Genomic DNA, 13,593 nt, shown 5'->3' with positions numbered 1-13,593 from the left:
AGACATCCATGGACATTTCATCCGCATCGCAAGCGCAAGGCGCGGCGTACATCCGCCCGCCGGGCTTCTTCAAGCGCCTCACGGCCATCGACTGGCTGTTCGGCGCCAGCCTCCTGGCCGCCGCGCTGTACGCGCTGAGCCGTTTCGGCGCCTACATGGACATCTACGAGCGGGCGATCCTGGTGCTGGCCGCGCCGACTTTCGCCTTCGTCGGCTGGACCTTCAAGCCGGTACGCTGGCTGATGCCGCTCGTCGCGCTGCTGGCGCTGTGGGCCGTGCAATTGTACGGCGGCTCGCTCGATGCCGCGAACCAGAAATTTTTCCTGAAATACATGCTGTCGAGCCAGTCCGCGATCCTGTGGATGAGCGCGCTGTTCGTGTTCTCGACCGTGTTCTACTGGCTCGGTTTGCTCACCCGTTCGCCGTTCGGCGGCAGCGTCGGCTCCAAGCTGTGCTGGGCCGCCGTCGTGCTCGGCTTCACGGGCATGATGGTGCGCTGGTACGAGTCCTACCTGATCGGTACCGACGTCGGCCACATCCCCGTGTCGAACCTGTACGAAGTGTTCATCCTGTTCTCGATGATCACGGCGATGTTCTACCTGTACTACGAACAGCGTTACCAGACGCGCCAGCTGGGCCCGTTCGTGCTGCTCGTGATCTCGGCCGCCGTCGGCTTCCTGCTGTGGTACACGGTCGCGCGCGACGCCGCCGAGATCCAGCCGCTCGTGCCCGCGCTGCAGAGCTGGTGGATGAAGATCCACGTGCCGGCGAACTTCATCGGCTACGGCACGTTCGCGCTCGCGGCGATGGTCGGCTCGGCCTACCTGCTGAAGTCGCACGGCATCCTGGCCGACCGCCTGCCGTCCCTGGAGGTGCTGGACGACGTGATGTACAAGGCGATCTCCGTCGGCTTCGCGTTCTTCACCGTCGCCACGATCCTGGGCGCGCTGTGGGCCGCCGAGGCCTGGGGCGGCTACTGGTCCTGGGACCCGAAAGAGACGTGGGCGCTGATCGTCTGGCTGAACTACGCGGCGTGGCTGCACATGCGCCTGATGTCCGGCCTGCGCGGCCGCGCGGCGGCGTGGTGGGCCCTCATCGGCCTCGTCGTGACGACGTTCGCCTTCCTCGGGGTGAACATGTTCCTGTCGGGCCTGCATTCTTACGGCAAGCTGTAATGTGTTCGTTTATGTCCGTTGGCGGGATTTGGTAACAAATCGGCGTCCGGACGACCCTGCGGCGGCAGATGGTGTAACGTTGATATGTCACGAGAAACATTATTTACAGCCGGAGCCGCCATGTTGATCAGAAAAAATCCGAACGGCATCGATTTGCCGTTCCCGTCCGAAATCACGCCGCGCGAGGTCTACGAAGGCCGGCGCGCGTTCCTTGCCAAGGTTGCGGCCTCGGCCGTCGTCGGCTCGTCGCTGTGGGAAATGGCCACGCGCGAAGCCTTCGCACAAGGTACGGTGCAAAAACTGCCGGCCACGCGCAACCCGGCGTTCTCGACGAACGAGAAGCAGACCTCGTTCGACGACGCGACCCACTACAACAATTTCTACGAATTCGGCACGGACAAGGCCGACCCGGCCGCCAACGCGCACACCCTGCGCACGCGGCCGTGGACCGTGCAGATCGAGGGCGAAGTCAAGAAACCGCAAACGATCGACCTCGACCGCCTGGTCAAACTGGCGCCGCTGGAAGAGCGGATCTACCGCCTGCGCTGCGTCGAGGGCTGGTCGATGGTGATTCCGTGGGTCGGTTATTCGCTCTCGAGCCTGATTCGCCAGGTCGAACCGACGAGCAACGCGAAATACATCGAATTCACGAGCCTCGCCGACCGCAGCCAGATGCCGGGCGTAAAAAGCCGCGTGCTGGAATGGCCGTACGTGGAAGGCTTGCGCATGGATGAAGCCATGCACCCGCTCACCCTGCTGACCGTCGGCATGTACGGCCAGGTGCTGCCCAACCAGAACGGCGCGCCCGTGCGCATCGTCGTGCCGTGGAAATACGGCTTCAAGTCGGCCAAATCCATCGTCAAGATCCGCTTCCTGCGCGACCAGCCGCGCACGGCGTGGAACGGCATCGCACCCGACGAGTACGGCTTCTATTCGAACGTGAACCCGAACGTCGACCACCCGCGCTGGTCGCAGGGGACGGAGCGGCGCATCGGCGAGGGCGGCCTGTTCACGCCCAAGCGCAAGACGCTGCTGTTCAACGGCTATAACGAGGTCGCCTCGCTGTACACGGGCATGGATCTCAAGAAGTTTTATTGAGCGGGGGCTGTGATGGCGTTCAATCCGTCCCCGAGGCAGTTCAAGGCCCTGAAGGCCGCGCTGTTCGTGCTGGCGCTGCTGCCGTTCCTGCGCATGGCGTGGCTGACGGCGGCCGGGGTGCCCGTCGACCCGGTCGAATTCCTCACGCACGGCAGCGGCGACTGGGCCCTGTACCTGCTGTGCGCGACGCTCGCCATCACGCCGCTGCGGCGCCTGACGGGCTGGAACTGGGTCGTACGACTGCGGCGCATGGCGGGCCTGTTCACGTTCTTCTACGCGTTCATGCACTTCATGACGTTCCTGTGGTTCGACCATTTCTTCGACGTGGCCGCCATGTGGAAGGACGTGCTCAAGCGTCCGTTCATCACGGTGGGTTTCGCCGCCTTTGTGCTGCTGATTCCGCTGGCCGTGACGAGCACCAATGCGATGATCAGGCGGCTCGGCCGCAACTGGGCCCTGCTGCACAAGGCGATCTACGTGATCGCGCCGCTGGCGATCCTGCACTATTGGTGGATGAAGGCGGGCAAGCACAACTTCGAGCAGCCCATCGTGTGGGGCAGCGTCGTCGGCGTGCTGCTGCTGTTGCGCGTGTGGTGGAGCCTCAGCCGCACGCGTGCCGAAAAACGTATTACACCGGCTTCCGTGCGATCATGACGACATGAAGTGGCCCCTCGCGCTGGTGATCGTCGTCGTATTGGCCCTCGTGCTCGTCTTCGGCATGGGGCGGCCGCGCTATGGCCTGCTCGAACGCTGTCTCGACCTGGGCGGTCGCTGGAACGAGCAGGCTGCCGCGTGCGCGGCGCAGATGTGGCCGGATGACCGGTCACGGGGGCGGGAGTAGGTGCTGCGCGAGAAATTGGGCCCCCGCCTGCGCGGGGGCGACGGTTTTCAGGCCTTCACAATCGTCTCGAGCGCGAACAGGTCTGCCGGATTCTCGCGCTTGCGGATCATATGCATCTGGTCTCCGTCGACGAGCACCTCGGCCGCGCGGCCGCGCGTGTTGTAGTTCGACGCCATCGTGAAGCCATAGGCACCGGCCGCCATCATGGCCAGCACGTCGCCCGGCTCGACGGCCAGCGCGCGGTCGCGGGCGAGCCAGTCGCCCGATTCGCACACGGGGCCGACGAGGTCGTAGGTCACCGCGCTACTATCGCGCTGCACGACCGGCTTGACGTCCATCCAGGCCTGGTACAGGGTCGGACGGGCCATGTCGTTCATGGCGGCGTCGACGACGCAGAAGTTCTTTTCCTCGCCCGGCTTCAGGAATTCGACGGACATCAGCAGCACGCCCGTGTTGCCCACGATGGAGCGGCCCGGTTCGAAGATCACCTTGATCGGCCGGCCGCCGTGCTTCTCGGCGCGCCATGCGTCCACGCGCGCGAACACGCGCTCGACGTAATGCGAGATCGGTACCGGCGAATCCTCGCCCGTGCCGTAGTCGATGCCCAGGCCGCCGCCCACGTCCACGTGGTGCAGGTGGATGCCCTCGGCGGCCAGTGCGTCGATCAGTTCGATCAGCTTGTCCAGCGCTTCCAGCAGCGGCGCGTCGTCCAGCAACTGCGAGCCGATGTGGCAATCGATGCCGACGACGTCCAGGTGCGGCAGTTCGGCGGCGGTGCGGTAGGTGGCCAGCGCGTCCGAGAACGCGACGCCGAATTTACTCGCCTTCAGGCCGGTGGCGATGTACGGGTGGGTCTTCGGGTCGACGTTCGGGTTCACGCGCAGCGAGATGGGCGCGCGCTTGCCCATGCGGCCGGCGACTTCGTTGATGCGGTGCAGTTCGGGAATCGACTCGACGTTGAAGCACAGGATGCCCTTTTCCAGCGCCAGCGCGATTTCGGCCGCCGTCTTGCCGACGCCCGAGAAGATGACCTTGCCCGGGTCGCCGCCGGCCGCGATCACGCGCAGCAGTTCGCCGCCCGACACGATGTCGAAGCCGGCGCCCTGGCGCGCGAGCAGGTCGAGGATGGCCAGGTTGGAGTTTGCCTTCATCGCATAGCAGACCAGCGCGTCGCGGCCCGCGCATGGGCGCGCGTAGCCGGCGAAGTTTTCCAGCAGCTGGGCTTTCGAGTAGACGTAGGTCGGGGTGCCGTGTTCGGTGGCGATCCTGGACAGGGGAACGCGTTCGGCGTGCAGGACGCCGTCTTGATAAGTGAAGTGAGACATGAAATCGGTGCTTACTGTTGGGTGGCCGGCGGCGTCTGGTTGTTCGCTTCGGTATTGTTCGCATTCGAACCGGCGGCGGGGACGGTCACGCCGGCAGCGGGTGCCGGCGGGGAGATCTGGACCGCCGGAGTGGCCGTGTTCGTGGTGGTGCCGGCCGGGGCGGCGCTGGTAGGCGCGGCACCGGGACGGGCGGGGGGCTTGGGCATGTAGAGCGGACCGGTCTGGCCGCAGGCCGACAGCGCCATCAGGGTCGCCAGGCTTGTCAGGAGCGCAAATGGGGACTTCACGATTAGAATCACGGTTTGATTAGCAGACCTTGGAGTGTAGCATGACCGAATCCGAATTTTTGGCCCTGGCCGAGTCCACCCTGAACGACATCGAGCAGGCATTCGACCGCCTGTTCGAGCAGGATATCGTCGACGTCGAGTGCAAGCGCAGTGGCAACGTGCTCGAGATCGAGTTCGTCGACAACGGCTCGAAGATCATCGTCAACAGCCAGGCGCCGTTGCAGGAAATGTGGATCGCCGCCCGCGCCGGCGGCTTCCACTACAAGCGCGTGGGCGACGAGTGGCGCAACACGCGCGACGACACGGAGTTCTTCACGTCGCTGTCCGACTTCGCCACCCAGCAGGGCGGCGCGCCGGTCAAGCTGCGCTGACGGCCAAAAGAAAGCCGGCGGGCGCCGGCTTCCAGGTCAGGCCAGCGTGGCCTGCTTGCCGCGCTGACGGCGCCGCTGCGCGAAGCCCAGCGCACCGATGGCCATCAGTGCGATCGACGCCGGTTCCGGCACGGCCGCGGTGTCGATGAACTGCGTGTTGTTCTGCTGGGAGACGAACATATTCAGCAGCTGGACAGGACCGTTCGCGCTGACGATCGTCGCCGTGAAGGTCAGGGTATCCCAGGTCAGCGGGGGCAGGCTGTAGATGGGCAGGCGCACGTCGGAGCAGCATGCCGCCGCGTTGTTCACGGTGCCGGACAGGACGCTGAGTCCGCCCAGCGAGAAGTCGTAGGTGGCGTCCTCGGTGAGCTCGCTGCTGCCACTCCACATCTGGTAATTGAAAATGAATCCCCCGGTGGTCTTGAACGCCTTGTTGGCGGGGGCGTTGACCGTCACCGTCAACGAATCGCCCACATCGAGCGTCGCGCCGACGTCGCCCGTGCCGGACAGGAGCGAGAAACTGGGCGCCGTCGCGGTGTAGGCCACCGAATACACGGTCGCGTTGGCGGACTGTACCGAAAAGACGCTGGAAAGAAGAGCGAAAGCGATTGCAGGTATTTTTTTGAACATGTTATTGGCTCACCAGGAAAAGACAGTGTTGGACGTCGGCTTCCTGCTGAGCAATCTTCATGCCATTTTGCAACGCAAACGCTTTACCTTTTAAAAACAACAACTTGACCGAACAGTGTTCCAGGCGAGCAATTCAGTTGTAAAGACCTCCGACAGTTTCAGAACAACTCGTTGCGCACGGCGTCGCGCGACTTCTGCTCGGCCGCAGGGGCCACCGGCCCCACGTCCAGCGACTGCACGCCCGTGCCCGGCGGATTCTCGGCGTAATAGTACTCGTCGCCGTACTGTACGAGCCCCGGCGGCACCGGACGCTCGACCACCGGCTCGGACTTGAGCGCCTTCTGCATGAAGCCGATCCAGATCGGCAGCGCCAGGCCGCCGCCCGTTTCCCTGTTGCCCAGGTTGCGCGGCTGGTCGTAGCCGATCCACGCGATGCCCACCAGGTGCGGCTGGTAGCCGGCGAACCAGGCGTCGATCGAATCGTTCGTCGTGCCCGTCTTGCCCGCGATGTCCGTGCGCTTCAGCACCTGCGACGCCTTGGCGGCCGTGCCGTAGCGGGCCACGTCCTTCAGCATGCTGTCCATCAGCCACGCGTTGCGCTCGTCGATGACGCGGTTGGCGTCGACGCCGGCGCGGTCCGGACGTGCTTCCGACAACACCTTGCCGTCGGCATCCGTCACCTTCGAGATGATGTAGGGGCTGATGCGGTAGCCGCCGTTGGCGAACACCGAATAGGCGCCGGCCATCTGCAGCGGCGTCGTCGCGCCGGCGCCCAGCGCGAGCGTCAGGTACGGCGGGTTCTTGTCCGGATCGAAGCCGAAGCGCGTCGCGTATTCCTGGCCGTAGCGGGCGCCGATCTTGTTCAGGATGCGGATCGAGATCATGTTCTTCGACTTGGTCAGGCCGCGCCGCATCGTCATCGGGCCTTCGTACTTGTTGTCGTAGTTCTTCGGTTCCCACGCCTGGCCGCCCGTCGCACCCGCGTCGAACGAGATCGGCGCGTCGTTGATCAGGGTGGCCGGCGAGAAGCCGCGTTCCAGCGACGCCGAATAGATGAACGGCTTGAACGACGATCCCGGCTGGCGCCACGCCTGCGTCACGTGGTTGAACTTGCTGCGGTTGAAGTCGAAGCCGCCCACCAGCGCGCGGATCGCGCCGTCGTCCGGGCTTACCGCGATGAACGCGGATTCCACTTCCGGCATCTGCGTGATGCGCCATGACGAATCGTCATCCTGCATGACGCGCACGACGGCGCCGCGGCGCAAGCGCCGGGTCTCGGCCGCCTTCGGCGACAGCCAGTCCTTGGCGAACGCCAGGCCGGCGCCCGTCATCGTGATGTCCTCGCCGGACGCCAGCACGGCCTTCACCTGCGTGGGCGACGCCGACATCACGACTGCCGCGACGATGCCGTCCGAGTCCGGATGCTCGGCCAGTTCCGCCTCGATGGCTTCGTCGGCCTCGCCCTTGGCGGACGGGATCTCGATGTATTTTTCCGGGCCGCGGTACGGATGGCGGCGCTCGTAGTCCATCACGCCGCGGCGCAGCGCGAGGTAGGCGGCGTCCTGGTCGGCCTTGGTGATGGTCGTGAACACGTTCAGGCCGCGCGTATAGGTGTCTTCCTTGAACTGCTCGTACACGAGCTGGCGCGCCATCTCGGCCACGTATTCCGCATGCACGCCGAACGCCGTGCTGTCCATCTTGATCTTGAGTTCCTCGTTCTTCGCCTGTTCGTACTGGGCGTCGGTGATGTAGCGCAGGTCGTGCATGCGTTGCAGGATGTACTGCTGGCGCACGCGTGCGCGCTTCGGATTGACGACCGGGTTGTACGCGGACGGCGCCTTCGGCAGGCCGGCCAGCATCGCCGCTTCCGCGACCGAGATGTCCTTCAAGTCCTTGCCGAAGTAGATCTGCGCGGCCGACGAGAAGCCGAACGCGCGCTGGCCCAGGTAGATCTGGTTCATGTAGACCTCGAGGATCTGGTCCTTGGTGAGGTTCTTTTCGATCTTGTACGCGAGCAGGGCCTCGTAGGCCTTGCGCTTGAGGGTCTGTTCGGACGACAGGAAGAAGTTGCGGGCCACCTGCTGCGTGATGGTCGATGCGCCCTGGCGCGCGCCGCCGGTCGCGTTGTGCACGGCCGCGCGCAGGATGCCCCAGTAGTCCACGCCGCCGTGCTCGTAAAAGCGGTCGTCCTCGATGGACAGCACGGCCTTCTTCATCACGTCCGGGATGTCCTTGAAGTGGACGAGGGTGCGGCGCTCCTCGCCGAATTCGCCGATCAGGACGTTATCGGCCGTGAAGATCCGCAGCGGCATCTTGGGCCGGTAATCGGTCAGGGTGTCGAGGGCGGGCAGGTTCGGGTACGCCATCGCCAGCGCGAACACGACCACGAGTACCCCGCAGACGGCCAGACCGGCCAGCGTGGCGAGGATGGTCAGGAGGATGCGCTTGGGTGTGTGCTTCGGCGTAGGAGACTGCGGCGCGGGGCTGGCCCCGTTTTGGGATGCTTTCATGCGTAATGTTGGTCGCTTTATTGATCCATTTCATTATAAGTCACGCTTGTATCTGAGGCACGGCGTGACAAGCGGACAATAGGTGTGAAAACAGAGGCAAGATTGATTGATATCAGAGTGAAAGGAGTGTCGTTTTCATGCTGCGCACTATTATGTTCCCGTGTAGAAATTTCTTGTCCTCAAACATCAGTATTGCTACGATTCAATACGGTGCCTGATATATATGCACTGTATTTCTACCATTTCAACAGTTCCCCAAGCGGGCGTTCAAAGAAGCAGCAGATAGGGGAGTGCGCTCGTGATCAGTCTAGGTTCCTTGTTCGGACAAAAGAGCCCGCCGCTCGTCGGGCTCGACATCAGTACGTCCGGCGTGCGCCTGGTCGAGTTGTCCGACGGCGGCAAGGGTGAGTTGCGGCTGGAGCGCCATGCGGCGGAACCGCTGCCGCGCGGCGCCGTCGTCGACGGCAACATCGAGAACATCGACGCGGTGTCGGACGCCGTGCGCCGCGTCGTGCAGAAGAGCGGCACCCGCATCAAGCACGTGGCGCTCGGCATGCCGCCGGCCGCCGTCATCACCAAGAAGATCATCCTCCCGGCCGGCTTGCCGGAAGACCAGCTCGAAGTGCAGGTCGAGTCCGAGGCCAGCCAGTACATCCCGTTCGCGCTGGACGAGGTCAGCCTCGACTTCGACGTGATCGGTCCCGTCGCCAGTTCGCCCGAGGACATGGAAGTGATGCTGGCCGCGGCGCGCCGCGAAAAGGTCGAGGACCGCGTGGCCATCGCCGAAGCGGCCGGCCTCACGGCCACCGTGATGGACATCGAATCGTACGCCGCCCGCGCCGCGCTGCAGCGCCTCCTCGACAACGACAACGGCCCGCGCGACCGCATCGTCGCGCTGTTCCAGATCGGCGCCAACGCGACCCACGTCTCCGTGCTGCAGAACGGCGAGACCGTCTACGAGCGCGAGCAGCCGTTCGGCGGCGTGCAGCTCACGCAGGACGTCGTGCGCGCCTACGGCCTCTCGTTCGAGGAAGCGGAAACGCGCAAGAAGACGGGCGACCTGCCGGACAACTACCGCGCCGACCTGCTGGCGCCCTGGCTCGAAAACGCCGCGCTGGAAGTCACGCGCGCGATCCAGTTCTTCTACACGTCGACGCCGTACACGCGCATCGACCAGATCGTCCTCGCCGGCGGCAGCGCCCAGCTGCCCGGCCTGCCCGACATCATCGCGGGCCGCACGCGCATCGCGACCTCCGTCGTGGCGCCGTTCTTCGGCATGCAGCTGGCCCCCGCCGTGCGCGAGCAGCAGCTGCGCACGGACGGTCCCGGCTATCTCGTCGCCTGCGGCCTCGCACTGCGGAGGTTCGGCTGATGATCCGCATTAACCTGCTCCCGCACCGGGAAGCGAAGCGCAAGCAGAAACAGGCCGCGTTCATCGCGCTGATGGCGCTGGGCGGCCTGGTCGGCGTCGCGCTCGTGCTGCTGGTGGGCGCGTACAACGCCAGCCGCATCGCCACGCAGAACGAACGCAACCTGGTCCTCAAGAACGCCAACGCGGAACTGGACAAGAAGATCGGCAAGATCGCCAGCCTGAAGGCCGAGATCGAGGCGCTGAAGGCGCGCCAGCAGGCCGTCGAGGACTTGCAGGGCGACCGCAACCAGCCCGTCTACCTGCTCGACGAACTGGTGCGCCAGACGCCGGACGGCGTGTACCTGAAGAGCTTCAAGCAGGAGGGCCAGCGCGTGCTGCTGAACGGCTATGCGCAGTCGCAGGAGCGCGTGGCGGAGCTGCTGCGCAACCTGTCCGGCAGCTCGCCGTGGCTGGAGCGCCCGGACCTGACCGAGGTGCGCGCGGCCACGCTTGCGCAGAGCAAGACCGGCCGCAAGGTCGTCGAATTCACGTTGAACGTCGCGATCAAGCGCGCCCGCGCCGAGGACGACGACAAGGATGCCAAGCCGTCCACGAAACAAGCGGGCACCAAGTCATGAACATCGATCTGAAACAGTCTTTCGCCGACCTGGCGGCCCAGTTCGAGGGCCTGCAGGGACGCCATCCCGGCCTGTGGCCGCTGGCGCCGCGCCTGTTGTGCGCGGCCGGCGTGATGGCGGCCGTCCTCGGCCTCGGCTACTTCTTTTACTGGAGCAGCCAGTTCGAGGAACAGGACGCGCTGGCCGCGCAGGAACTCAAGCTGCGCGACGACTACAAGGTCAAGATGGCGCAGGCGATCAACCTGGACGCGCTGGAAGCCCAGCAGCAGCAGGTGAACCGCTACGTCGAACGTCTCGAGAAGCAGTTGCCGAGCAAGGCCGAGATGGCCGCGCTGCTGTCCGACATCAACCAGGCCGGCATCGGCCGCGGCCTGCAGTTCGAACTGTTCAAGCCGGGCCAGGTCGTCGTCAAGGATTACTACGCCGAGCTGCCGATCGACATCAAGGTCACGGGCCACTACCACGACATCGGCGAATTCGCGGCCGACATGGCCAGGATGCCCCGCATCGTCACCCTGAACAACCTGGCGCTCACCGCCGGCAAGGACGGCACGCTGTCGCTCGACGCCATCGCCAAGACCTTCCGCTACCTCGACCAGGACGAACTGGATGCGCAGGCCAAGGCCCGCAAGGCGAAGAAGACCGCCAAGAAGGGGAAGGCATGAGCCCGCGCATCGCGATCGGCGCCCTGATGGCGCCCCTGCTGCTGGCCGGCTGCGGCGATTCCGACGTGCGCGAAGTGCGCGGCTGGATGGAACAGGTCAAGCGCGACACGCGCCCCGCCGTGAAGCCGCTGCCCGAGCCGAAGGATTTCCTGCCTTACGCGTACGGCGCGAAGGATGCCGTCGACCCGTTCGATGCGAACAAGCTGCTGGGCGAACTGGCCCGCGCGGCCGCGACGTCGAACAATCCGAACCAGCCGGACCTGCAGCGCCCGCGCGAGCAGCTGGAGACCTTCCCGCTCGACACCATGCAGATGGTCGGCACGATGGAAAAGGGCGGCACGCGCTTCGCGCTGCTGCAGATCGAACGCGCGCTGTACCAGGTGAAGGCCGGCCAGCGCATCGGCCAGAACTTCGGCGTCGTGACGCACGTGGGCGAGGACGCCGTCGACATCCGCGAAACGGTGCAGGACGCCGCGGGAGAATGGACCGGACGCATGACGAAGCTGGAGCTGCAAACCAAGGAGAACCGTAAATGACCCGATTCCTTTCCGCCGCGGGCGGCATGCTGCTGGCGCTCGCCACGGTGTGCGCCTGGGCCCAGGACAACGCGATCGAGTCGATCAGCGCCAACCAGCAGGGCGGCAACGTCGTCATCCGCGTGGGCATGAAGGCACCCCCGAAGCAGCCGCCGATCGGCTTCTCGATCACCAACCCGGCCCGCATCGCGCTCGATTTCGGCGCCACAGCCAACGCCACCGGCAAGAACGTCCAGGACATCAACCTGGGCGACGTGCGCGGCGTGAACGTCGTGCAGGCGGGCGAACGCACGCGCCTCGTGCTGAACCTCAAGCGCGTACTGAACTACGCGACCGCCGTCGACGGCAAGGACGTCATCGTCACCGTCGAAGGCTCGGGCGCGCCCGCGCGCGCCATCGACGCCGCCGGCGAGCCGGCCCGCGCGGCAAGCGCCGTCCCGGCCAGCCTGCCGCTGCTGCGCGACCTCGATTTCCGCCGCGGCACCAATGGCGAAGGCCGCATCGTCGTCGACCTGCCGAACGGCCAGGTCGCCGTCGACGTGCGCCAGGTCGGCTCGCAGATCCTCGTCGATTTCCTGAAAACCGGCGTGCCGCCGACCTTGCGCCGGCGCCTGGACGTGACCGACTTCGGCACGCCCGTGTCGCGCATCACGACGACGCCGCGGGGCGAGAACACGCACATGGTCGTCGAAGCGCACGGCAACTGGGAGCAGAGCGTCTACCAGAGCGACACGCAGCTCGTCATCGACGTCAAGCCCGTCAAGGAAGATCCGAACCGGCCGGCCGGCGGCGCGGGCGGCGCGGGCTACCGGGGCGAGAAGCTGTCGTTCAACTTCCAGAACGTCGAGGTGCGCCAGGCGCTGCAGGCGATCGCCGACATCTCGGGCCTGAACATCATCACGAGCGATTCCGTCACCGGCAACCTCACGCTGCGCCTGAAGGACGTGCCGTGGGACCAGGCGCTGGACGTCGTCCTGCAGGCCAAGGGCCTCGACATGCGCAAGAACGGCAACGTGCTGTGGATCGCGCCGAAGGAAGAACTGCTGACCAAGGAAAAACTGGAGCTCGAGCAGCGGGCCCAGATCTCCGACCTGGAGCCGCTGCGCTCCGAGATCTTCCAGCTGAACTACCAGAAGGCGGAAGCGTTCCGTACCGTGTTCGGCCTCGACCAGAACGGCGGCGCCAGCGGCGACGGCGGCGGCAAGAACCGCGTGCTGTCCAAGCGCGGCAGCGCCATCATCGACCCGCGCACGAACCAGCTGTTCGTGACCGACATCGCATCGAAGATCGAAGACATCCGCAAACTGATCCAGAAGACCGACATCGCCACCAAGCAGGTGCTCGTCGAGGCGCGCCTGGTGGAAGCGAACGACGGTTTCTCGCGCAACCTCGGCGCCAAGCTCGGTTTCGCCGACCTGCGCACCTTGCGCGGCGGCGACACGGGTTACCAGGTCAGCGGCAACCAGCGCGTGGCCATCGGCGGCAACCTGACGGGCGTGGGCCAGGTCACGGGCCAGACGCCGGACAAGGGCGACGGCTACACCAACTCCACGCTCGTGAACCTGCCGGCGGCCGGCATCAACGGCACGAATGCGCCGTCGATCGCATTCTCGCTGTTCTCGTCGGCGGCGAACCGCTTCCTCAACCTGGAACTGTCCGCGCTGGAAGCGGATGGCAAAGGCAAGATCATCTCCAGCCCGCGCGTGGTCACCGAGGACAACGTCCCGGCCATCATCGAGCAGGGCGTCGAGCTGCCGTACCAGCAGGCCACGAGCAGCGGCGCCACGTCGGTCACGTTCAAGAAGGCGAACCTGAAGCTGGAAGTCACGCCGCAGATCACCCCGGACGGCAACGTCGTGCTGGACGTGGACGTGGCCAAGGATTCGAAGGGCGAGGCGACCGCGTCGGGCTTCGCCATCAACACGCAGCACGTGAAGACCAAGGTGATGGTCGAGAACGGCGGCACGGTGGTCCTGGGCGGCATCTACCAGATGACCGAGACCCGCAACGACGACAAGGTGCCGCTGTTCGGCGACATCCCGGTCGTGGGCAATCTGTTCAAGTCGACGTCGCGCCAGAACAGCAAGACCGAGCTGCTCGTCTTCATCACGCCCAAGATCGTGGCCGAGCGCCTGCAGAACGGCCATTGACGGAATCATCAACAAG

Annotated in this window: 14 protein-coding genes; 10 read left to right on the top strand and 4 right to left on the bottom strand. The window is 65.4% G+C overall.

The window, feature by feature from the left end; genetic code table 11:
- Positions 1–8: 8 nt before the first annotated feature.
- From ccsB to QPK29_RS07255, 4 genes are all read left to right on the top strand, one after another.
- Positions 9–1,175 (top strand): c-type cytochrome biogenesis protein CcsB, encoded by a 1,167-nt coding sequence (ccsB, locus tag QPK29_RS07270; protein ID WP_371770639.1) that lies wholly within the window; start codon positions 9–11, stop codon positions 1,173–1,175.
- A gap of 120 nt (positions 1,176–1,295) precedes the next feature.
- Positions 1,296–2,273 carry a protein-methionine-sulfoxide reductase catalytic subunit MsrP gene (gene msrP / locus QPK29_RS07265; protein WP_056126533.1) on the top strand — a complete coding sequence of 326 codons (978 nt, stop codon included), beginning with the start codon at positions 1,296–1,298 and terminating at the stop codon, positions 2,271–2,273.
- 12 nt (positions 2,274–2,285) lie between these two features.
- A complete protein-coding gene (locus QPK29_RS07260) occupies positions 2,286–2,927 on the top strand; it encodes a protein-methionine-sulfoxide reductase heme-binding subunit MsrQ (RefSeq protein WP_056126534.1) in 642 nt (213 codons plus the stop codon).
- A gap of 4 nt (positions 2,928–2,931) precedes the next feature.
- A complete protein-coding gene (locus tag QPK29_RS07255; protein WP_036239466.1) occupies positions 2,932–3,114 on the top strand; it encodes a hypothetical protein in 183 nt (60 codons plus the stop codon).
- A 47-nt stretch (positions 3,115–3,161) separates the two neighbouring features.
- Here the strand turns inward: QPK29_RS07255 and lysA are convergent, their stop codons facing one another.
- Positions 3,162–4,439, bottom strand: a complete 1,278-nt coding sequence (gene lysA, locus QPK29_RS07250; protein WP_371770638.1) for a diaminopimelate decarboxylase — start codon at positions 4,437–4,439, stop codon at positions 3,162–3,164.
- An 11-nt stretch (positions 4,440–4,450) separates the two neighbouring features.
- Positions 4,451–4,726, bottom strand: coding sequence for an LPS translocon maturation chaperone LptM (gene lptM, locus QPK29_RS07245; RefSeq protein ID WP_229412148.1), 276 nt, complete (start codon positions 4,724–4,726; stop codon positions 4,451–4,453).
- Between the two features lie 41 nt (positions 4,727–4,767).
- Here lptM and cyaY point away from each other — a divergent pair, with 41 nt between their 5' ends.
- Positions 4,768–5,097, top strand: a complete 330-nt coding sequence (cyaY, locus tag QPK29_RS07240) for an iron donor protein CyaY (RefSeq protein WP_056126539.1) — start codon at positions 4,768–4,770, stop codon at positions 5,095–5,097.
- 36 nt (positions 5,098–5,133) lie between these two features.
- Here the strand turns inward: cyaY and QPK29_RS07235 are convergent, their stop codons facing one another.
- On the bottom strand, positions 5,134–5,727 hold the full coding sequence (locus QPK29_RS07235) for a PEP-CTERM sorting domain-containing protein (RefSeq protein WP_371770637.1): 594 nt from the start codon (positions 5,725–5,727) through the stop codon (positions 5,134–5,136).
- 158 nt (positions 5,728–5,885) lie between these two features.
- Positions 5,886–8,237, bottom strand: a complete 2,352-nt coding sequence (locus QPK29_RS07230; RefSeq protein WP_160406713.1) for a penicillin-binding protein 1A — start codon at positions 8,235–8,237, stop codon at positions 5,886–5,888.
- Positions 8,238–8,535: 298 nt separating this feature from the next.
- Between QPK29_RS07230 and QPK29_RS07225 the strand changes: the two genes are divergently transcribed.
- From QPK29_RS07225 to pilQ, 5 genes are read left to right on the top strand one after another with little or no spacing between them, the layout of a single operon-like run.
- A complete protein-coding gene (locus QPK29_RS07225; protein ID WP_056126544.1) occupies positions 8,536–9,609 on the top strand; it encodes a pilus assembly protein PilM in 1,074 nt (357 codons plus the stop codon).
- On the top strand, positions 9,609–10,226 hold the full coding sequence (locus QPK29_RS07220) for a PilN domain-containing protein (protein WP_160406710.1): 618 nt from the start codon (positions 9,609–9,611) through the stop codon (positions 10,224–10,226). Before QPK29_RS07225 ends, QPK29_RS07220 begins: the two co-directional genes overlap by 1 nt.
- Positions 10,223–10,891: a type IV pilus inner membrane component PilO gene (gene pilO / locus QPK29_RS07215; RefSeq protein WP_056126548.1), complete on the top strand. Its 669-nt coding sequence runs from the start codon at positions 10,223–10,225 to the stop codon at positions 10,889–10,891. Before QPK29_RS07220 ends, pilO begins: the two co-directional genes overlap by 4 nt.
- Positions 10,888–11,427 (top strand): pilus assembly protein PilP, encoded by a 540-nt coding sequence (locus QPK29_RS07210; protein WP_371770636.1) that lies wholly within the window; start codon positions 10,888–10,890, stop codon positions 11,425–11,427. The genes pilO and QPK29_RS07210 overlap by 4 nt, the downstream gene beginning before the upstream one ends.
- Complete coding sequence (gene pilQ / locus QPK29_RS07205) at positions 11,424–13,577, top strand: type IV pilus secretin PilQ (RefSeq protein WP_371770635.1); 2,154 nt, start codon at positions 11,424–11,426, stop codon at positions 13,575–13,577. The genes QPK29_RS07210 and pilQ overlap by 4 nt, the downstream gene beginning before the upstream one ends.
- The last annotated feature ends 16 nt before the right edge of the window (positions 13,578–13,593 follow it).

The sequence above is a fragment of the Massilia orientalis genome (assembly GCF_030411975.2).
In the GTDB taxonomy this organism is placed as follows: domain Bacteria; phylum Pseudomonadota; class Gammaproteobacteria; order Burkholderiales; family Burkholderiaceae_D; genus Telluria; species Telluria orientalis.
This window is presented reverse-complemented; position numbering and strand designations above follow the sequence as displayed.

Excerpts from the sequence above, each read along its gene's own strand:
- QPK29_RS07220 (WP_160406710.1), top strand. The coding sequence starts at position 9,609 with ATGATCCGCATTAACCTGCTCCCGCACCGGGAAGCGAAGCGCAAGCAG.
- pilO (WP_056126548.1), top strand. The coding sequence starts at position 10,223 with ATGAACATCGATCTGAAACAGTCTTTCGCCGACCTGGCGGCCCAGTTC.
- ccsB (WP_371770639.1), top strand. The coding sequence starts at position 9 with ATGGACATTTCATCCGCATCGCAAGCGCAAGGCGCGGCGTACATCCGC.
- QPK29_RS07255 (WP_036239466.1), top strand. The coding sequence starts at position 2,932 with ATGAAGTGGCCCCTCGCGCTGGTGATCGTCGTCGTATTGGCCCTCGTG.
- QPK29_RS07210 (WP_371770636.1), top strand. The coding sequence starts at position 10,888 with ATGAGCCCGCGCATCGCGATCGGCGCCCTGATGGCGCCCCTGCTGCTG.
- QPK29_RS07260 (WP_056126534.1), top strand. The coding sequence starts at position 2,286 with ATGGCGTTCAATCCGTCCCCGAGGCAGTTCAAGGCCCTGAAGGCCGCG.
- pilQ (WP_371770635.1), top strand. The coding sequence starts at position 11,424 with ATGACCCGATTCCTTTCCGCCGCGGGCGGCATGCTGCTGGCGCTCGCC.
- cyaY (WP_056126539.1), top strand. The coding sequence starts at position 4,768 with ATGACCGAATCCGAATTTTTGGCCCTGGCCGAGTCCACCCTGAACGAC.
- QPK29_RS07230 (WP_160406713.1), bottom strand. The coding sequence starts at position 8,237 with ATGAAAGCATCCCAAAACGGGGCCAGCCCCGCGCCGCAGTCTCCTACG.
- QPK29_RS07235 (WP_371770637.1), bottom strand. The coding sequence starts at position 5,727 with ATGTTCAAAAAAATACCTGCAATCGCTTTCGCTCTTCTTTCCAGCGTC.
- msrP (WP_056126533.1), top strand. The coding sequence starts at position 1,296 with ATGTTGATCAGAAAAAATCCGAACGGCATCGATTTGCCGTTCCCGTCC.
- lysA (WP_371770638.1), bottom strand. The coding sequence starts at position 4,439 with ATGTCTCACTTCACTTATCAAGACGGCGTCCTGCACGCCGAACGCGTT.